The organism is Staphylococcus sp. HMSC070D05, from assembly GCF_001815595.1.
GTDB classification, from domain to species: domain Bacteria; phylum Bacillota; class Bacilli; order Staphylococcales; family Staphylococcaceae; genus Staphylococcus; species Staphylococcus hominis.
In genome coordinates this window covers 55761-75506 of record NZ_KV821107.1, presented here as the reverse complement: position 1 = coordinate 75506, position 19746 = coordinate 55761, and the positions used below count along the sequence as shown (strand labels likewise).

Genomic DNA, 19746 nt, shown 5'->3' with positions numbered 1-19746 from the left:
CATATTGTCATTCAGTTTTCAATGTTCATTTTTAACAATTACATTTATTAATTTTATCAAATACTAACCACTTTTGTCAAGAACTTTTTTAATTTTTCTTTTCTTGAAGTTGATTAATAATTCAACAAATAATATCTTATAATAAATTGTTTTTATAATCAATAGTCAAAATTACACTTTCTTAACATTGTTTTAAACTAATTTACTTTGTGTTTTCAAACAATATCTTCTGTTTTTGACGACTTTTACATAATAACAAGATTATTATTGAACGTCAATGAATTTTATAATATAAAATCGTTTAATATTTCACACCTAATGTATTCATTATCTTTAATGAGTATTTTTTATACTAAAACTCTATGATTTTTTTATTTAGTATTTATCTTTTAATTTTTTTGATTACTTACAAACAAAAAAAGCAATGACATTAAAGTCATTGCCTAACTTTATTCTTTGTTTTTACAGTCTTCACACAGTCCATAAATTTCCATTCGATGATGTGTTACGTCAAAGTTTGTAACGTGTTGAGCTAATTGTTCAATTTCATCCAATTGAGGATAGTGGAAATCTACTATTTTACCGCATCGTTCACAAATAACATGATAATGATTATGAGTATTAAAGTCGAACCTACTTGATGCATCTCCATAAGTCAATTCTTTTACAATACCTATCTTCTTAAATACTCTTAAATTGTTGTAAATTGTCGCAACACTTATATTAGGAAAATCAGGTGAAAGTGCTTGATAAATTTCATCCGCTGTAGGATGTGTATGTGAGCTAATTAAAAATCTAACAATAGCTTGTCTTTGAGGCGTGATACGAACGCCTGACTTTCTTAATGCTATTATAGCTTGGTCAAGCTCATGTTCAATTGATTCTATTTCTGCACTCATCATTTTCACCATCTTTCTACTTTATAATTATTATTAACTTATTAATAATATAACTACTTTCCTACGGCATTGTCAATTATTCCATAAGTTATATATTAATAGCCATCTTTTAAATCTACTACATTCTCACTTATTTCTTCTTTATTGAGAAAATAAAAGAGATTTCTTTCAAATATTTTTGTTGCTTCCTTTTTATTTTCTTTATCATTACCAGTTATATGTGCAGTAATTGTCACGTTATCTAAATCATAAAGTGGATGTTCTGATTCTAGTGGTTCATTTTCGAATACATCCAAGTATGCATGACGTATTAATTTTTCTTTAAGTATTTCTATTAAATCGTGTTCTTCTACTATAGTTCCTCTTCCTACATTAATAAATAAAGTATCTTCCTTCATTAATTGGAAATGATGTTTGTTTAATAAATGATATGTTTCTTTGGTTTCTGGTAAGGTATTAATTATTATATCCGCTTCTCCTAATAACTTGTCTAATTCATTTATCTCATATGTTTGATTAAATCCTTCTTTTTGTTTTCCTGTTTTACTTACACCTATTATGTCCAATTCGAAAGGTGTCAATAACTTTACAGTATCTTGAGCAATAGCTCCAGTACCTAAAAATAAAATTGTTTCGTTCTTTAAACGTTTACCTATCAAAGTACTATCATAAATATGCTTTTGTTGATTAATAAAGGATGTTTTCATTTTTTTATGGTCATCTAATATAAAAGTTAGTATATATTCTGAAAGTTGCTTTGATTGTATTCCTCTAGCATTGGTTAAAGTAATTCCTTTATTCTTAATGTAGTCTAATGGTAGATTGTTTACACCTGTGGCATACCATGCAATCCATTTTAAATTCGGGCAAGACTTTATAAATCTTTCATTAATCTCCCCGTCGTATCCTATCAACACCTCAAGATCTTTTTTTTCGTTATCTGGAATATTATTTGCTTTATCATAAAACGAAAATGAAATATCAGGATACTTTTCTATTAATTCATTTTCTATATTACCTAGACGTTTCAAACTTACGATTTTCATTTATCTCACTCCAGCATTTGTTTTAATTCATCTATTTGTGTTTTAACTTTTACTTTTTCAATGATATTTGTAATATATCCCGCTTCATCTATTACAAACGTTGTTCTCACTATTCCCATATTTTCTTTTCCAAAACTTTTCTTCAAACGATATATTCCTACTGCATCCGATAACTTAAATTCATCATCAACTAATAAATCAAAATTTAAATGATGCTTCTTAATAAAGTTTTCATGTTTTTTTTTAGAATCCCCGCTAATACCATAAACTTTAACTTTCATATCATTAAAGTATTGTATATTATCTCTAAAATCACATGCTTCTGTTGTACACGTTGGTGTGTTATCTCGTGGGTAGAAATATAATATTGTTTTTTCTCCCATAATTTTTTCATTAGTAATTAATTCACCATTTTGATTCTCTAATTCAAATTTTGGAAAAAGATCTCCTATTTTTAACATCGTATCACTCATTTCTTCATATTATAATTATTATGTTACGATAGTAATGCATATTATTAAATAAGAAAGGTTGATACTCTATGAATTTCACAGAAAGTGAACGTCTTCAAAAGTTATCAAATGAATATATTTTAGGTGGAGTTAATTCTCCTTCACGCTCTTATAAAGCTGTTGGCGGAGGTGCTCCCGTAGTTATGCGTGAAGGTCATGGCGCTTATCTTTACGATGTCGATGGAAATAAGTACATTGATTATTTACAAGCTTATGGTCCCATAATTACTGGTCATGCTCATCCTCATATTACTGAAGCTATCCAAGATCAAGCAGCTAAAGGCGTTTTATATGGTACACCTACTGAACTTGAAATTGATTTCAGTAAAAAATTACGAGCAGCTATTCCTTCATTAGAAAAAATTCGTTTTGTTAATTCTGGAACAGAAGCAGTAATGACTACAATTCGAGTTGCTAGAGCTTATAGTAAAAGAAATAAAATCATTAAATTTGCAGGTTCTTATCATGGCCATTCTGATTTAGTATTAGTTGCTGCAGGAAGTGGACCTTCTCAATTAGGTTCTCCAGATTCAGCTGGTGTACCTGAAAGTGTCGCTAGAGAAGTCATTACTGTACCTTTTAATGACATCGAATCTTATAAAGAAGCCATGTCACATTGGGGGGATGAAGTAGCAGCTGTATTAGTAGAACCTATTGTAGGTAATTTTGGCATGGTAAAACCTCAACCAGGCTTTTTAGAAGAAGTTAACAACATCACTCATGAGCATGGAGCTTTAGTGATTTACGATGAAGTCATCACTGCTTTCCGCTTCCATTATGGCGCTGCACAAGATTTATTAAATGTTTATCCAGATTTAACAGCATTTGGTAAAATTGTTGGTGGTGGATTACCAATCGGTGGCTACGGTGGCCGTCAAGATATCATGGAACATGTTGCTCCATTAGGTCCAGCATACCAAGCAGGAACAATGGCAGGTAACCCACTTTCAATGAGAGCAGGTATTGCATTACTTGAAGTTTTAGAGCAAGATGGTGTATATGAAAAATTAGATGTTTTAGGTAAACGTTTAGAAGATGGTTTAAATAAACTTATTGAAAAACATCATATTACTGCGACAATTAATCGTATCTATGGATCTCTAACACTCTATTTTACAGATGAAAAAGTAACACACTACGAACAAGTAGAAAATTCTGATGGTGAGGCATTTGCAAAATTCTTTAAACTTATGCTTAACCAAGGTATTAATTTAGCACCTTCTAAATTTGAAGCATGGTTCTTAACTACTGAACACACTGAAGAAGATATTGATCAAACATTAGAAGCGGCTGACTATGCCTTCAGTCAAATGAAATAATATTTAAAATTGAACGAACCTAAGAATGTCATATCGTAAATATACATTCTTAGGTTTTTATATATACGTATACTTGTACAGTTTTATTTGTTGAGTGTATACTAATTTAAAAATACATTAAACTATAAACTTGTTATTTAAAGGAGCGTTATATTTGAAATTAGGCGCACGTATACTTAAAACTGGAATTGCTATCATTCTCGCCCTTTTTATCGCTTCTTTTTTACCTGATAATGTTGGTTTGAAATCTGTAGCAGGAATAAGTGCTATTTTTGCAATGCAACCTAATATATATCGTTCAATGAAAACGATATCTGAACAAGCTACAGGTAATTTAATCGGTGCTATATTAGCAGTGATTATGGTAACCATTTTTGGTAAAAACATTGTGATTATGGGTATCACAGTCATTCTATTAATCGCCATTTTATACAAATTAAACTTGGCGCATGTAGCAACATTAGCAGGTGTCACTGCGTTAATCATTATGGGGCAACACACAGGATCGTTTTATCTTGCAGCTACATTTAGATTTATTTTAGTTATGATTGGAGTTTTAAGTGCTTCACTTGTAAACCTAGTATTCTTACCTCCAAAATTCGAAACTAAAATTTATCATAATGCAGTTAATATTTCTTCCGACATATTTATATGGTTTAAACTTGTAATTAATGATACTTCTGAATATCATCAGATAAAGGAAGATGGTGAACAGTTAGAATCTCGCATTATAAAATTAGAACAAATCTATAACTATTATCACGAAGAACGTACGTTTACAAGAAAAGCTGCTTTTCAACAAAATCGTAAAAAGATATTATTTAAAGAGGTCGTTGGAACAACTCGACAAGCTTACGAAGTATTAAATCGTATGGCTAGATATCAAAATGATTTGCATAATACGAATCATCATTTATTATTTCAAATTAAATTAGAGTTAGATTCATTAACAGCGTATCACGAACAAATTTTAAAAAGTTTATCAAAAAAGGCGCGTTATAATGTAGATGATTTTGATAATCAAATTTTAAATCCTCAAAAGAAAAATCTTATGGATGCTTTTCAATATCAATTAATTCAAAATCCATATCAAGTAGAATATTCATATTCGAATATCATGCAAATTATCGCAGCTATTGAAGAATATCGATATTATTTAGAGCATTTAGATAGACTAAGATTAAGTTTCTTTACGTATCATCGCAGTGACACAGATATTGAAATTCAAGAAGAAGACTTTGATTTATAAAAATTAAATATCAATAAAAAAAAGACAAACTTAACTATCAAAGTTGAGTTTGTCTTTTTCATTAGTCATTATTTAGTTATAAATCTTGAATGCTATATAAATGTTCGTATTCACCTTTTTTAGCAATCAGTTCTTTATGTGTACCAGTTTCAACGATTTGACCATGCTGCATAACAATAATTTTATCTGCATGTGTGATTGTTGATAATCTATGAGCTACAATAAGTGTAGTTCTATCTTTACTTAAAACATCTAATGCGTCTTGAATAATTGCTTCACTTTCTAAATCAAGTGCACTTGTCGCTTCATCTAAAATTAATATAGGTGGATTATTTAAGAAAATACGCGCAATAGATAAACGTTGCTTTTGGCCACCAGATAATTTTACGCCACGTTCTCCAACTTCAGTATCATAGCCATTCGGTAAATTCATAATAAAGTCGTGCGCATTTGCCATTTTAGCTGCTTCGATTATTTCTTCTTCAGTAGCATCAGGACGTCCTAATAAAATATTCTCTCTTACTGTATCAGAAAATAGAATATTGTCTTGTTGAACAAGTCCAATTTGATTTCTTAAGCTTCCTGTTAAATAATCTTTAATATTATGACTATCAATCAAAATTTCACCTTCACTTACATCATAGAAACGTGGAATCAGATTAATAAGCGTAGATTTACCTCCCCCGCTCATACCAACGAATGCTACTGTTTCACCTTTGTTTATATTTAAATTTATATTTTTTAAAACTAAAGATTCATCTTCATTATATTTAAAGCTGACATTTTTTAATTCAATATGTCCTTCTTTTATTTCAATAGGTTGCGCACCTTTTTTATTTTTAATGTCATAGTCTTCATCCATTAATTGAAAAATACGATCCATAGAGGCGAAACTTTGCGTTAAAGTTGTGAATGAAGAAACTAAACGTCTTAATGGTCCGAATAGTTGTTCTAGATATCCTACAAAAGCTGCTAAGGTACCTACTGTAATTGAACCAGTAATTGCTAAATATGACCCTACGCCAATAACAATGATCGGACCTAAATCTGTGACTGTATTAATAGCTGCAAATGAATAGGCATTCCATGAAGTATGTTGAAACGCTCTACTTAAAAAGTTTTTATTTTTTTTATCAAAGTTTTTCGCTTCATTATCTTCAATTGCAAAGCTTTTTATTACAGACATACCTTGAACACGTTCATGTAAAAATCCTTGTACTTCTGCTAACGCTTGTGAACGTTTACGTGTTAATTTTCTTAAACGTCCAAAGAAAAAATATACTGTAAAGACATAAAAAGGAAAAATAATAATTGCTGCAAGTGTTAATTTAATATCTAAGAAGAACATAATAGAAAGCGCAATAATAATTGTTACACAGTCTAACCAAATATTCATTAATCCAGTTAAAATAAAGTCTTTCGTTTGTTCTACGTCATTAATTACTCTCGATATAACTTGTCCCACTTGATTATTTGCATAAAATCGAGCACTTAAGGCTTGTAAATGGTCATATAATTGCTTACGAATATCATATAAAATTTTATTACTCGTCCATTGTGCTAAATATTGTCGAAGGTATTCAATTGGCGGGCGCACAATTAAAAATATAAATAGAGTAATACCTATCGCTATAGCAAGATGATGAAACTTTTCATTGGTGGTTAATGTACCATTATTAATTACACCATCAATCGCATATTTAATTAATAATGGAATTAACATTGGAATACCAAATTTTATAATTCCAATAATAATCGTTGCGAAAATACGATATTTATATGGTTTGACAAATTCTAAATATCGCCGAATCACACTGACTCCTCCTTAATTTTATTATCAAAAAATGAATAGAGGTTGAACCCTCTATTCATAAACTCATTTATTTAAGAATAAGCAAGTAGTTTCAACCTCTTATTTATTACTCAAGTACTATAAACTAATTAATTACTATTTGCTTCAATTATGCTTAGTAATTACGAATTTTTTTATATCTTTGTTTCCATACTTTTATAAAGTCAGGAGCGAAAGGCCCTTTTTTCTGTTCTATCCATTGTTGTAAAATGTCTACATTTCTTCTTAGTATTACGTCTATTTCATGAGGATAATTCATTTGTTTCATATGTTGTTCATATTCATCCTCATCTAATAAATGATATTTACCATTTGGATAAACTTTAATATCTAAATCATAATCAATATATTTTAAAGCTTCTTCATCACATACAAAAGGCGAAGATAAATTACAGTAATAGTAAATACCATCTTCTCTAAACATGCAAATTACATTAAACCAATACTCAGAATGAAAGTACACGATTGCAGGTTCTCTAGTAATCCATGTACGTCCATCACTTTCAGTTACTAAGGTATGATCATTTCCACCAATGATGACGTGATCTGTTCCTTTTAAAATCGTTGTTTCAGACCATACTCTATGAATATTTCCATCATGTTTATAGCTTTGAATTTTTATATTTTCGCCTTCTTTAGGTATGGATTCTTTGACCATACTCCACACCACCTTTTAAAGTTTTTACAATTTGAATTATACCATATTTTTTTAAACTTCTTTAAAGAGAGATAATATGTTTTTCTATTTACCAACTATAAACTCATATATTTTACTCATTGATACAGGGAAAGAATACTCGTCTCGATTTTCTAAATCAAACCATTCCATAAAGTCCGGTAATTGTGCTGATTCAATATTTATATCTTCAATCACACTATAAACATTTAAATTCCAAGTTTTATGTGTAAATTGGTGCTTTAATTGAAATATTGCATTCTCAGCTAAAGTTAATGAATGGTTTAACTTATATTCTAGTTTTTGAATCCCATTCGGGCTTTCAAACATTGGAAATTGCCACATATCATTAAGTAGCTTTTCTTGACGTTTTTCAATCAGATATTGACCTTTCTGATTTCTGACTAAAAAAACCTCCTGATTAATTATTTTCTTAGCTTGTTTTTTAGTTTTGATAGGTAAATCTAACGTAGTTCCTTTTCGAAACGCTTCACAATTTTCCTGTACTGGACAAAATAAGCATAATGGATTCTTAGGTGTACATATTGTTGCACCTAATTCCATCATTGATTGATTAAATGTACCCGCTTCTTCTTGTACAAAAGCTTCAAGCTCTTTTTCAAATGCTTTTCTAGTAGATTGTAATTTGATATCACGATAGTCATTATTAAGTCGAGTCCATACTCTAAACACATTTCCATCTACAGTAGCTAAAGGGCGATTAAAAGCAATACTCATTACAGCTGCTTGAGTATACGGACCTACTCCCTTTAATTCACCAAAAACTTTAGGGGATGATGGCACTTCACCATTATAATTATGGTGTACTTCTTTAATTGCCGTATGAAAATTGCGGGCACGACTATAATATCCAAGACCTTCCCAATACTTTAATACTTCATCTTCTTCTGCTTCACTTAACGCTTCAACTGTAGGAAATCGATTAATAAATTTATTGTAATAATCAATGACTGTTTTAACTTGTGTTTGTTGAAGCATAACTTCACTTAGCCATATATAATATGGATTAGTTGTTTCTCTCCAAGGCATTTCTCTTTGATTTTTCTCAAACCATGTCACAATATTATTTTTAAACGTCGCTTCATTTAACATTACATTATCCTTTCTCTTACATAAAAAAATTATAAGTTATAATAATCGCTAATATTTGATAAGTATCTTAATTTTGTTATTCTAATTTTTAGATTATAATATATATTAAATCAAGATGAAAAGAGTGAACTTTTATGGATACAGCCACTCATATTGCTATCGGCATTGGACTAACTGCTTTAGCTACACAAGATCCCGCAATGTCACATTCTATGACAGCTACTGCAACAACTTTAATTGCGGGTTCTTTAATACCAGATGGCGATACGGTTTTAAAATTAAAAAATAATGCAACTTATATTTCACATCATCGTGGTATTACACATTCCATACCCTTTACGATTTTATGGCCAATATTACTTGCTTTTATAATATATGTTATCTTTCCACATGTAGATGTGACTCATATATGGATGTGGGCTCAGTTAGCGGTCTTTTTACATGTTTTTGTAGATATCTTTAATTCATATGGTACACAAGCACTTAGACCTATATCAAATAAGTGGATACAACTTAGTGTAATCAATACATTCGATCCAATTATTTTTTTAATATTATGTATAGGAATCACGCTATGGTTATTAGGCGTTCATCCATATCTAGTGTTCTTTCCAATTGTTGGCATTTTAATTATTTATTATATCGTTAGATTTAAAATGCAATCAATAATCAAATCTCAAGCATTGAAACACATTCATGATGAACATCATCCTGTGAAAATTTTTGTTGCCCCTACTATGAAATTTATGGAATGGCGTGTAGCTATTCAAACTGAAAGCTATGATTATGTAGGTAGGGCTTATGGTCGTAATATAACGTTTAGTGATAAAGTAAAACGTCAACAATTTTCACCCGATACACTTTTATGGCAAATAAAAAGTAATCCTGAAATAAGAACGTTTTTAAAATTCTCTTCTATCTATCGTTGGCACATACGCAAACTTGATGATCAAACAACTGAGATACGATTGATAGATTTACGTTATCTAAATAAAGGACATTATTCTTTTGCAGCAATTGCACATCTTACTCAAGATCAAAAAATTGACCATTCCTATATTGGATGGGTATTTACAGAAGAAAAACTTCAAAAAAAATTGTACTCTCATTAATCCATTAACTTTAACTATAATTTAAACAACCCCTAGATGACTTATTGACAGTCATTTAGGGGTTATTATTATAAAATTATATATTATTTATAGCTATCTATTCATATATTAAATATATTTATACTTCTTATGGGTAACAAGTCGACTTAAAATAAAATTGATAACTCCAATTAATACTAAAAAAGCAATAAAATAAATATGATACACAATATTGTACATATTTACAGCTCCAAAAACGAGTGAAGATGATAATCCGTCAATCAAATAATATAATGGATTAATTTTTAATATTTGATCAATCATATTTGCTTTATTATTAGGTATAAAAATGATAGGCACTAAAAAGAATAACACAATTGTTGCTATCACATAAAATTTAAATACTTTTTTACTTATTAAAGTTAATAAACCTAATGTTATTGATATAAAAACAATAAATATAATCGACATAATTATAAAATAAACAAAAGATATCACCGAGGTTTCAAGGTTTACTGGCTTAAAGATTGACGTAATCAATGATAAAACACAGATAATTATAGACCCTATCAGTGCATTAAGGATGGGCGTAATCATAGGTGTGAGTTGAAATGATTTAGCAATAAGATAATCATAATTATATAATTTGAATGATTTATATATCATATAAGCAATGGTTACAAAAGTATAGAACGCAATTATTCGATATATCCATTGGGCCTTTTCAATTTCTTCTGTATTAAATAAATACATCACTCCAATTATTATACTAATGATAATTAGTTGTATTAAAAGTAAAACCACATCATATTTCCAAGTCTCTTTTACTTTTGCTTTAGCCAAATGTAAAAGAGATGGAAAATGTTTAAAATATAATATTAACTTATCTATCATGTTTACACCTACAATTCGATATAAATCCATTTACTGTTTTTCATATCAGCAATTAAATATCCATTATTTAATTTTGAAATCCATACATTATCTTTAATATTAAATTTACGCTCTAATTTTGATTTATCTACTATAGGAAATACAAAACCAGTTAACTTATCCTCATCATTGAATAACATTTTAATAGGTTGTTGTGTAATAGGCACCACAAATCGTTGATCTTTTTCAGGAACAAGCGTCTTTTTCACTTGCTTATGTGGTTTATGTAATTGAGTATTAAAATAATCAACATACTTACTGTAGTTTGACTTCATATAAGGCGCTAAAGTACTAAATTTATGCGTTTCATATAATGCTGCAGGATTAAAATAATAAATTTTGTTCTTACCTACTTCATATGTATCATCATCGACAATTAAGCGGTATTTTGAAGCACTTTCTCCAGTAATCGTCACAAAAGAATATTTTGGCATTTCAATATCTTGATGATTAGATAATGTCACTTCCTCATGTAGAACAATTCCATAAGAAAGTTTATTTTCAAAAGGATTCGTGTCTTGATTTTGAACTTTCTTCTGAGATTCGTTGATAGGAATTTCAATTTTTCCTATATTATTCACTACTAGTGAGCCAAGTAACACTAAGACGATTAACGTTGAAACTAAAAGCGTCCAAAATTTAACTATAAAATCCGGAACTTTAACATGTTTGTATCGTTCGACTCTTTTAAAGTTATAACTCATTTCCGGCAATTTACTTCTACTTTTCTTCCAATCTAAATCAAAGTTCTTAAGTGTCTCTTCATCTTCGATACTTAATCTATCTCTTTCATGATCATTAAATACTGGTAAAACGTCATTTAAAGACCCTTCCATACGCACTTGTCCGTGAGAAATCCATGTAACATAGTTACTCACTTGAGATATTTTAGAAATATCATTGTCTACAAATATAATGGATAAATCATTAGACACATAGTCTTTTGAAAGTTGTTTCGCCTTATTTAAAAAAGCTTCATCAAGATATTCGAGAATATGACTTAAAATAATGATTTCTGTTTTACAAACTCTTGCAACACTTAAAATCAATTGTGCATACTCAGAGTGACTAAGTTGATTCACTTGAATCGAAGATTTATCATCTAAATGTGCATATTTAATAATTTGATCGACAATATGTGAAGAAGTCTCGTAATTAAATAAGTATTGTGTTTCTTCAATATAACTTTTAACAGACATATTTAATAAATATTTGTTTTTTATATCTCCATAATAAACACTTGCTGATTGTACAACTTTTCCTCTATCAGGTGAAATATCTTGTGCCATAATTCTTCCAATCAATGTTTTGGATGAACCAGGTTCTCCTATAAGTGCAAGGGCTTCTCCTTGATAAATATGTAAAGATATTTTATTTAATTCTATGTCTTCCGCGGCATAACCAAACGGCAGATACCACTTTCTATTCTTTTGGTTTCTATAGTATTGTGTAACATTTAATAATTTTAAAACGATTGAACTTCCCATTTGTGTTACATCCTTCTAAATTTTTAATAATGCAATGGGTAACCCCTCTTCAGGATTCGTACTATTTATTCTATAACCCCAAGCAAAAACCCCTTTTAAACGTTCAACTTTAAAGTATTGTTCACTACCATCATTTAATTTATATATTCTTCCTATTTTGATTTTAGAACGATCGACTAAATAACTCTCAGCTACAATGACTTTACTTTCATAAACATCATATTCATTCATTATGCCATTCATTTCAGCTTTACGCATTTTTTCTTTACATAATTGTATTTCATGTCTCAATTCCTGTTCAGACATTTCACTTAATCTTTTGTCACTCATCTAAAATACCACTTTCTGCTAATTTAATTTTTATTTTATCATAATTATATCCTTTTCTCATAAGTGCTTCTATTGTTTTCATTTTTAATGTAGTACCGTCATGTTTACGACGTTGTTTATTATAAACTTTTTCTAAATCCTTTTGTAATAAGTCATCTAGCACTTCTTCGTCTTGATCAAAGTCTAACTCATTAAGTACATATTGTGCAGTTTCCATTGTATATCCTTTTTGGATTAAGCTATGCATCACTTTTTGCTTTATTTTAACAACAGGACCTTTTTTAGTTTTCATTATTTTTTTAGCAACATGAATGATAGATTCTATAGGTTGCTCTTCTTCATATCGTTTAACATATGTATTTATGATATTAGGTTCTACTCCAACTTGGTATAGTTTTTGTTTAAATACTTCAGGTCCTTTATCTGTTGTGTTGATCATTGTATTTTTTAAACTTTCAGCGTAATCTTCGTGATTAATATATTGCTCTTTATAACAATATTCAATCACTTTTTGTACTGCCATTTCATTAATATCATTCTTTTTCAAATAATCACTAACTTCTTTTTCAGTTCGTTTTTTATATGATAAATATTGTATTGCCATATTAACCCCTAGACGATAGTGTTCGTATTTTTGGATTTTTTCCATTTCTGCAGCATCTATCATTTGGTTCTTTTTCAAATTGAATTTAACGAGTGTATCTATATCAATTCCCATTTCAAATGCTTCATCAAGAAAGAGATTAAATCGTTCTTTATTATTTTTTTGAACTTCTATTTTAGTAATTTTAGGCATCATCATTCTCCTCATACTAATTAAAAATAGTATTTTAATAATATATTTATTTTATAACAGAAAGTCTAACACACATAGTATTTGATATTAAAAAAGAGCGAAATGGAATTTTATTTATTCTCATTCTCACTCTTAGTTTATATTCAATTAAATTGTTATATTACTATATTAATAATTATTAAGTTGTGATAAGGCTTCTTGATATTGACTGTCAGAAATATAATTCTGTTGTCTCATTTTTTCTAAATTCACTTTAATTCGATTCTTGAAATTATTTGATACGTTATTGATATCATATACACTTGGGGCATTAACTTTACTTGCTAGCATTGCACTTTGTAATACAGTAATAATCGGATGACTACTATTATTTTGATTTGTAGTTGCACCAAAATAATAATTTGCTGCACTTTCAATATCATATTGATTATTACCATAGTAAATATTATTCAAATAAAAACTTAATATTTGATTTTTACTGTATTGCTGTTCAACTTTATGAGCGACAAATAATTCTTTTAGTTTACGTGTAAATGAACGTTCATTATTGTAATAATAGTTTTTTACAGTTTGTTGAGTAATGGTACTCCCACCTTGTACATCATGTTCACCAATCGTTGAAAATAATGCACGTGTTGTACCTTTTATATCGAATCCATGATGTTTAGAAAAACGTTCATCTTCCATAGATATAAATGCGCCCTTAACATAATTCGGCATATTGTCTGAGGATACAAAATTACTCTTATTTTCAATCGTTTGTAAATCATCGACATTCGCTCTAGATGATAAAAAATACATTAATCCAATAAACAAAGCAAATATAACAATAAATATAATAAACATTCTTAGAAAGAGCCGTTTACTTTTCTTCTTTTTCGGTGGTGAACCCACAGGTTGATAATAGGTATTATAATGAGGCTCATTTTGATCATAAGTTGTTTTCTCTTTTGGATAGTTATCTCTTTGTCTTCTTTTCATAAGCTTGCTCCTTTACTTAAAGGTCACTCTATAATTGAGAGTTTAACAGTAAGTGTTATTTTTATCTATATAAACAATCAAAAATCAGTCTCAAGGTGTATCATTGGTTTTTATATAGCTTAAATTTTCAAGTTACTTTAAAGAAGATAGAGAGAGATTATTTAAATATGGATAAACGGATTTAAACAACTATATGAAGATCATAAATATATGAATTCTTAAAAGTAACATTTAAAACGTATTTTCTCTATTTCTGGAAAACAAATCAATCAGACGCTTACGAATCGACACGACTTGTAATGATACATTCTCAGTTTCATTGGAGTCTACTCCAGAATACAATTACATTGTAATTCAATCATCGACTATCAACACATTAAAAATGCCTGAGACAATTACATATGTCTCAGGCTCAACTATAACTTTCAAAAAGTTATTTTAGATTAATCATTTAATTTTTTAACAATTTCTCTATTGAAGTCATCTAAATCATCAGGTACACGACTTGTTACAATATTATTATCAACTACTACTGATTCATCAACAACATTTGCACCTGCATTTGATAAATCTTTACGAACATTTAATACTGCAGTTAACGTGCGACCATTTAAATCATCAGTATCAATTAGAACTTGAGGTCCGTGACAAATAGCAAATGTTGGAACATCATTTTTAGTAAAGTATTTTGCAAATGTTCCATAACGTCCTTCTGCATCTCCACGTAAATTATCTGGAGAGAAACCACCAGGAATTAATAACGCATCATAATTTTCTGGTTTAGCATCAGCAATACTTACATTTACTGTAACTTTTTCGCCATGTTTCCCAACAACTTCAGCGTTCGCAGTATCTCCGATAACTTCAGTTTCAAATCCTGCTTCTTCTAATGCTTCTTTAGGACTTGTTAATTCTATATCTTCAAATTCATCTGCTAAAATAATTGCTACTTTTTTAGCCATAATCAAAATCACCTTTTCTTTCATTTTTATTATATTTAGTGTATAGACAAATTTAAGATATTTTAAACATAAGTATTAAATTTAGTTAAAAAATTTTTTCATACTCCACGATTACTTAGAAACTAACTTAACTTTTTCTTCTAATTGATCTAATAGTCCAATCCATTCATCAATATCTCTTACACTTACTTCATCGGGATTAACGTGGTCAATATCTTCTAAAAATTTAGACAATCTTGTTTTAATTTGTTCAATAGTTTGTTTTTCATCCATCGGAATTTAACTCCTTATATATAATATTTTTAGCTTTTATTCATAACTATCCTAACAAAATTTGACAAAAAGAGATATAATTCTAATAATATTTATTGTAATTTATAAAGAAAAATGTTTTAAAAGTTTAGGAGTTTTTATAATGACAACCTCAAAAATTAAACAAGCAATCTCAATTTATAATGATCCATGGGAAGCTTATAATGATATTAAACAGTTCGATCAACTCACTTTGAGTAATGTAGAATTTACTACTACAAATTTATGTAATATGAGATGTAGTCACTGTGCAGTTGGTTATACATTACAAACAAAAGATCCTGATCCATTACCTATGAACCTTATTTACCAACGCTTAGATGAAATTCCCAATTTACGTACTATGTCGATTACTGGTGGAGAACCTATGTTTTCAAAGAAATCTATAAATAATGTTGTTAAACCATTATTGAAATATGCGCATCAAAGAGGTATATATGTGCAAATGAATTCTAATTTAACGTTACCTCAAGATCGATACCTAGAAATTGCAGAATATATTGATGTTATGCACATTTCTCATAATTGGGGTACCATCCAAGAATTTGCCGAGGTGGGCTTTGGCGCAATGAAAAAACAGCCCCCTTTAAAAGCAAAGTTAAAATTATATGAACAAATGCTAGATAATGCTAGTACATTATCCGACCAAGGAATGTTTGTTTCAGCGGAAACAATGTTAAATCAAAATACCCTACCATATTTAGAAAACATACATAAAGAAATTGTTAATGATATGAAGTGTAGTCGTCATGAAGTTCATCCTATGTATCCAGCAGACTTTGCAAGCCAACTCAATGTATTATCATTAAAAGACATGAAACAAGCTATTCATCATTTATTAGACATTCGTGATAAAAATACTTGGATGTTATTTGGTACTCTACCAATCTATCCTTGCATAAACGATGAAAATGACCAACTTTTACTTGAACGATTAAGAAATGAAAAAAATGTTACTGTTCGAAATGATCCAGATGGCCGTAGTCGCTTAAATGTAAATGTATTTAGTGGAGACGTTATTGTAACAGATTTTGGTGATGAAAATGGAACAATTTCTAATATTAAAAATGATAAGCTCACAGATGTATTTGATGCCTGGTTATCAACAGATTTAGCAAAATCTTTAAATTGTCATTGTGAAGCTTTCCAATGCTTAGGACCAAACGTATTAGTTAAAAATATGTATTATCCAAATACAAACTTTAGAGAAAATGAAATCGCAATGCACACTGAACATATTTTTCAATAATATAAAAAAAGATGGGACAGAAATCCTAGAAAAATAGCCAGTAAATGAGATTACTATAAATTCATTTACTGGCTTCTTTATTTACAATTCTTCGTATTGTTGACTCGCTTTTTTAGAAGACAACTTCAGTTTGTAATATTCAGCTTATCCTATTCGCTGCTCAAAAGTCTCACCAAAATATCTAGTCTTTATATAACTTTACATTGACATATGTTTTTAAAAAATAAGGATCTTTCGTATAATTTAACACCAATCCATATATTTTATATCATATGGATTGACTTTTATTATAAATCTTAAATATCTTCTATGTGCTGTGCTTCAGATAAAAATTCAATCGTTCTTTTACTTTCTTCGCGTCGTTCTTTTCTTCGTTGAACACGTTTTAGTGCTCCTTCATAGAACCACGTTTCTATTTTATTTTCAGGGTACACTTTAGGAATACGTGTCGGTTTTCCATTTTCATCTAGTGCAACAAATGTTAAAAAGCTTAATGCTGCTAAATGCCTTTCCTTATTTAGCACATCTTCAATAATAATTTGCACACAGATTTCCATTGAACTTGACCCTGCGTAACTTACCATAGCTTCATAAGATGTAATATCCCCTGTTTTTATAGGTCTTAAAAAATCCACCGAGTCGGTAGAAGCGGTCACTACTTGTGCATTCGCATGTTTCATAGCTGTAATTGCAGCTATTTCATCAATGTTAGCCATCAATGATCCACCAAACATTGTATGGTGATGGTTAGTATCTTGAGGAAATACTTGTCGTGTTTTAATACTTTTTGATTCAGACATAGATTTTTTATTAACTTGAGAATTTGACATACTTTATTTCTCCTCTTCCTAATTTAAATGAGTTATTGTGCCCAATTCCCATTTTCGAAAACTAATTCTTTAGAACCGTCTTGTAATATACCATATATTGTTAGATCTGAACTTCCAATCATAAAGTCCACATGAACATTAGAATCATTTAACCCACTTGCTACTTTTTCTTGAGTAGACATTTCTGTGCCACCTTTAATATTAAACCCGTAGGCTGAACCAATAGCAAGATGACAAGATGCATTTTCATCAAATAAAGTATTATAAAAAATGGTATTACGATTTGAAATTGGCGAATCATCTGGAACTAAAGCAACTTCTCCTAATCGCTTAGAACCTTCATCTGTGCTAATTAAATCTTTTAAAACTTCTTCACCTTTTTCTGCTTTAACATCGATAATTTCACCATTTTTAAATGTTAAAGTGAACCCATCAATAATATTACCATTATAACTTAATGGTAATTTATTAGTGACATAGCCATCTACATGATTTCTATCTGGTGCAGTAAATACTTCTTCTGTTGGGATGTTCGCAATAAATGGTTGTTGATTTCCATTTACATAGCTTGTTGCATCTTCCCAAATATGTCCTTTTGGTAGCCCTACTGTTAAATCAGTGCCTTCGGAAATATAATGCAATGCTTTATAATTTTTTTCTTGAAGTTTATTTGCATGGACACTTAGAGATTTCACATGCTGCTCCCAATTTGTTATTGGGTCATTTCCATCCACACGTACAATTTCGAATACTTCATCGATAAATTGACTGTATGCTTCTTCTTCAGGCAAATTAGGATATACACGTTTTGCCCATGCTTTAGATGGAAATGCAGCTACTACCCACGGAAATGCATTTTTTTGGCTACCTTCCATATACCCTTTGAATGCTTGTCCATAATTAAACTGAGACGCTTTTAATTTTTCTGCATCAATGCCATTTAATAAATCTGGATCACCGGAAATAAGCGCTAAATTCGCTGCTCCTCTATGAGCATAATCCATACGCTCTTCAACATCATAAGCTTTAACAGCATGGTTTTCAAAATAATCAACAGATTCATTTTCATATTTTAAACGTTCCAAAATAGGATCTGAATATACCACTCTTACATCTGAAGCGCCTTCTTGATAGGCTACTTCGATAATTAAGCGCGTTAATTCTATAGTTTCTACAGAAGTTCTTATAAACACAGGTTGATTTTGTTGAACGTTCATACCCACTTTTACTAATAATTCTGCATATTGTTTTAATTTGTCTTGATAATCTTGATTGGCCATTTAAATTCTCCTTACTCGTGACGTAAATTACCTAATTCATCAGCAATTGCTGTAATTTCACTTGGTGAAAATGAATCTTTAGACATAACAAAATCATGAATTTCTTTAATATCCTTTGTATCTGTATCTTTAAATTTTTCTGGATTAATTAAAGATTGATTTACAATATTTAATTTTTTTCGAATATTTTTAATCATTTGTTCATTATTCTGTGCCATTTATTTCACCTCTTTATTATCATATTTTATCAAAGTATAAAAATTTATTAAACTTTTATAGAAATTAGTAAAATTATGACTTTATAAATGTTAAAAATAACTATAAAATAGTTTATATATTAAAGTTTGGAGGAGTACAAGATGGTAGATGTAGCTTTTGTATGTCTTGGAAATATTTGCCGTTCTACAATGGCTGAAGCAATCATGCGTCAACGATTAAAAGAACGCGGTATTTCTGATGTTATTGTACATTCTAGGGGTACTGGACGTTGGAATCTAGGTGAACCTCCTCATCAAGGTACTCAAAAAATTCTGAAACAACACCATATACCTTTTGATGGTATTGTTAGTGAATTATTTGAACCCGATGATGATTTTGATTATATTATCGCTATGGACCAAAGTAATGTGAATAATATTAAATCAATTAATCCAAATCTTAAAGGTCAATTGTTTAAATTGCTAGAATTTAGTAACATGGAAGAGACTGATGTGCCTGATCCTTATTACACAAATAATTTTGAAGGTGTATATGACATGGTACAATCATCTTGTGACAATTTAATAGATTTTATCGTTAAAGATGCTAATTTGAAAGAGGGGTAACTAAA

The 19746-nt window shown here is 29.5% G+C and carries 21 protein-coding genes; 5 read left to right on the top strand and 16 right to left on the bottom strand.

What is annotated here, in order from left to right:
• Positions 1 to 449 precede the first annotated feature (449 nt).
• The 3 genes from perR to HMPREF3046_RS04580 form a co-directional block, all read right to left on the bottom strand.
• Entirely contained in the window at positions 450 to 899 is a 450-nt protein-coding gene (gene perR, locus HMPREF3046_RS04590; protein WP_070716860.1) for a peroxide-responsive transcriptional repressor PerR, read from the bottom strand.
• 95 nt (positions 900 to 994) lie between these two features.
• Positions 995 to 1945: a phosphoglycerate dehydrogenase gene (locus tag HMPREF3046_RS04585; RefSeq protein WP_070716858.1), complete on the bottom strand. Its 951-nt coding sequence runs from the start codon at positions 1943 to 1945 to the stop codon at positions 995 to 997.
• Positions 1946 to 1950: 5 nt separating this feature from the next.
• Positions 1951 to 2406 carry a peroxiredoxin gene (locus tag HMPREF3046_RS04580; protein WP_070716856.1) on the bottom strand — a complete coding sequence of 152 codons (456 nt, stop codon included), beginning with the start codon at positions 2404 to 2406 and terminating at the stop codon, positions 1951 to 1953.
• Between the two features lie 80 nt (positions 2407 to 2486).
• Here HMPREF3046_RS04580 and HMPREF3046_RS04575 point away from each other — a divergent pair, with 80 nt between their 5' ends.
• Positions 2487 to 3776 (top strand): glutamate-1-semialdehyde 2,1-aminomutase, encoded by a 1290-nt coding sequence (locus HMPREF3046_RS04575; protein WP_070716841.1) that lies wholly within the window; start codon positions 2487 to 2489, stop codon positions 3774 to 3776.
• Between the two features lie 154 nt (positions 3777 to 3930).
• The gene (locus HMPREF3046_RS04570; protein ID WP_070716838.1) at positions 3931 to 5025 is read left to right on the top strand and encodes an FUSC family protein; all 1095 of its coding nucleotides are present in this window, start codon (positions 3931 to 3933) and stop codon (positions 5023 to 5025) included.
• Between the two features lie 76 nt (positions 5026 to 5101).
• Here the strand turns inward: HMPREF3046_RS04570 and HMPREF3046_RS04565 are convergent, their stop codons facing one another.
• From HMPREF3046_RS04565 to mutY, 3 genes are all read right to left on the bottom strand, one after another.
• Complete coding sequence (locus HMPREF3046_RS04565; RefSeq protein WP_070716836.1) at positions 5102 to 6838, bottom strand: ABC transporter ATP-binding protein; 1737 nt, start codon at positions 6836 to 6838, stop codon at positions 5102 to 5104.
• Between the two features lie 154 nt (positions 6839 to 6992).
• Complete coding sequence (locus HMPREF3046_RS04560) at positions 6993 to 7535, bottom strand: nucleoside tri-diphosphate phosphatase (RefSeq protein ID WP_017175215.1); 543 nt, start codon at positions 7533 to 7535, stop codon at positions 6993 to 6995.
• Between the two features lie 84 nt (positions 7536 to 7619).
• The gene (mutY, locus tag HMPREF3046_RS04555; protein ID WP_070716834.1) at positions 7620 to 8666 is read right to left on the bottom strand and encodes an A/G-specific adenine glycosylase; all 1047 of its coding nucleotides are present in this window, start codon (positions 8664 to 8666) and stop codon (positions 7620 to 7622) included.
• Between the two features lie 134 nt (positions 8667 to 8800).
• Here mutY and HMPREF3046_RS04550 point away from each other — a divergent pair, with 134 nt between their 5' ends.
• Positions 8801 to 9778 (top strand): metal-dependent hydrolase, encoded by a 978-nt coding sequence (locus HMPREF3046_RS04550; RefSeq protein WP_070716830.1) that lies wholly within the window; start codon positions 8801 to 8803, stop codon positions 9776 to 9778.
• Positions 9779 to 9886: 108 nt separating this feature from the next.
• On the opposite strand, the gene HMPREF3046_RS04545 is transcribed toward HMPREF3046_RS04550, so the two are convergent.
• The 7 genes from HMPREF3046_RS04545 to HMPREF3046_RS11210 all read right to left on the bottom strand — a co-directional run bounded on the left by HMPREF3046_RS04545 (position 9887) and on the right by HMPREF3046_RS11210 (position 15519).
• A complete protein-coding gene (locus tag HMPREF3046_RS04545; RefSeq protein WP_256278213.1) occupies positions 9887 to 10681 on the bottom strand; it encodes a teichoic acid transporter in 795 nt (264 codons plus the stop codon).
• Positions 10660 to 12177, bottom strand: a complete 1518-nt coding sequence (locus HMPREF3046_RS04540) for an ATP-binding cassette domain-containing protein (protein WP_070716823.1) — start codon at positions 12175 to 12177, stop codon at positions 10660 to 10662. Before HMPREF3046_RS04540 ends, HMPREF3046_RS04545 begins: the two co-directional genes overlap by 22 nt.
• 15 nt (positions 12178 to 12192) lie before the next feature.
• Positions 12193 to 12507: a YfhH family protein gene (locus tag HMPREF3046_RS04535; RefSeq protein WP_070716820.1), complete on the bottom strand. Its 315-nt coding sequence runs from the start codon at positions 12505 to 12507 to the stop codon at positions 12193 to 12195.
• Complete coding sequence (gene recX / locus HMPREF3046_RS04530) at positions 12500 to 13303, bottom strand: recombination regulator RecX (RefSeq protein WP_070716817.1); 804 nt, start codon at positions 13301 to 13303, stop codon at positions 12500 to 12502. Before recX ends, HMPREF3046_RS04535 begins: the two co-directional genes overlap by 8 nt.
• A gap of 168 nt (positions 13304 to 13471) precedes the next feature.
• On the bottom strand, positions 13472 to 14284 hold the full coding sequence (gene sgtB / locus HMPREF3046_RS04525) for a monofunctional peptidoglycan glycosyltransferase SgtB (protein WP_070716814.1): 813 nt from the start codon (positions 14282 to 14284) through the stop codon (positions 13472 to 13474).
• Positions 14285 to 14727: 443 nt separating this feature from the next.
• Positions 14728 to 15246, bottom strand: coding sequence for a type 1 glutamine amidotransferase domain-containing protein (locus HMPREF3046_RS04520; RefSeq protein WP_049434624.1), 519 nt, complete (start codon positions 15244 to 15246; stop codon positions 14728 to 14730).
• A gap of 111 nt (positions 15247 to 15357) precedes the next feature.
• Positions 15358 to 15519 carry an SE1561 family protein gene (locus HMPREF3046_RS11210; protein WP_141755517.1) on the bottom strand — a complete coding sequence of 54 codons (162 nt, stop codon included), beginning with the start codon at positions 15517 to 15519 and terminating at the stop codon, positions 15358 to 15360.
• Between the two features lie 142 nt (positions 15520 to 15661).
• On the opposite strand from HMPREF3046_RS11210, the gene yfkAB reads away from it, so the two are divergent.
• Complete coding sequence (gene yfkAB, locus HMPREF3046_RS04515; RefSeq protein ID WP_070716813.1) at positions 15662 to 16807, top strand: radical SAM/CxCxxxxC motif protein YfkAB; 1146 nt, start codon at positions 15662 to 15664, stop codon at positions 16805 to 16807.
• 296 nt (positions 16808 to 17103) lie between these two features.
• Here yfkAB and HMPREF3046_RS04510 read toward each other — a convergent pair whose 3' ends face one another.
• Genes HMPREF3046_RS04510 through HMPREF3046_RS04500 form a run of 3 tightly spaced genes read right to left on the bottom strand, consistent with a single transcriptional unit; the run spans position 17104 to position 19135 of the window.
• Entirely contained in the window at positions 17104 to 17637 is a 534-nt protein-coding gene (locus tag HMPREF3046_RS04510; protein WP_070716810.1) for an acyl-CoA thioesterase, read from the bottom strand.
• Between the two features lie 32 nt (positions 17638 to 17669).
• Entirely contained in the window at positions 17670 to 18917 is a 1248-nt protein-coding gene (locus HMPREF3046_RS04505) for an aminopeptidase (RefSeq protein ID WP_070716808.1), read from the bottom strand.
• A gap of 11 nt (positions 18918 to 18928) precedes the next feature.
• The gene (locus tag HMPREF3046_RS04500; protein WP_070716805.1) at positions 18929 to 19135 is read right to left on the bottom strand and encodes a DUF1128 domain-containing protein; all 207 of its coding nucleotides are present in this window, start codon (positions 19133 to 19135) and stop codon (positions 18929 to 18931) included.
• Positions 19136 to 19276: 141 nt separating this feature from the next.
• Between HMPREF3046_RS04500 and HMPREF3046_RS04495 the strand changes: the two genes are divergently transcribed.
• On the top strand, positions 19277 to 19741 hold the full coding sequence (locus HMPREF3046_RS04495) for a low molecular weight protein-tyrosine-phosphatase (protein WP_002488081.1): 465 nt from the start codon (positions 19277 to 19279) through the stop codon (positions 19739 to 19741).
• Positions 19742 to 19746: the final 5 nt, after the last annotated feature.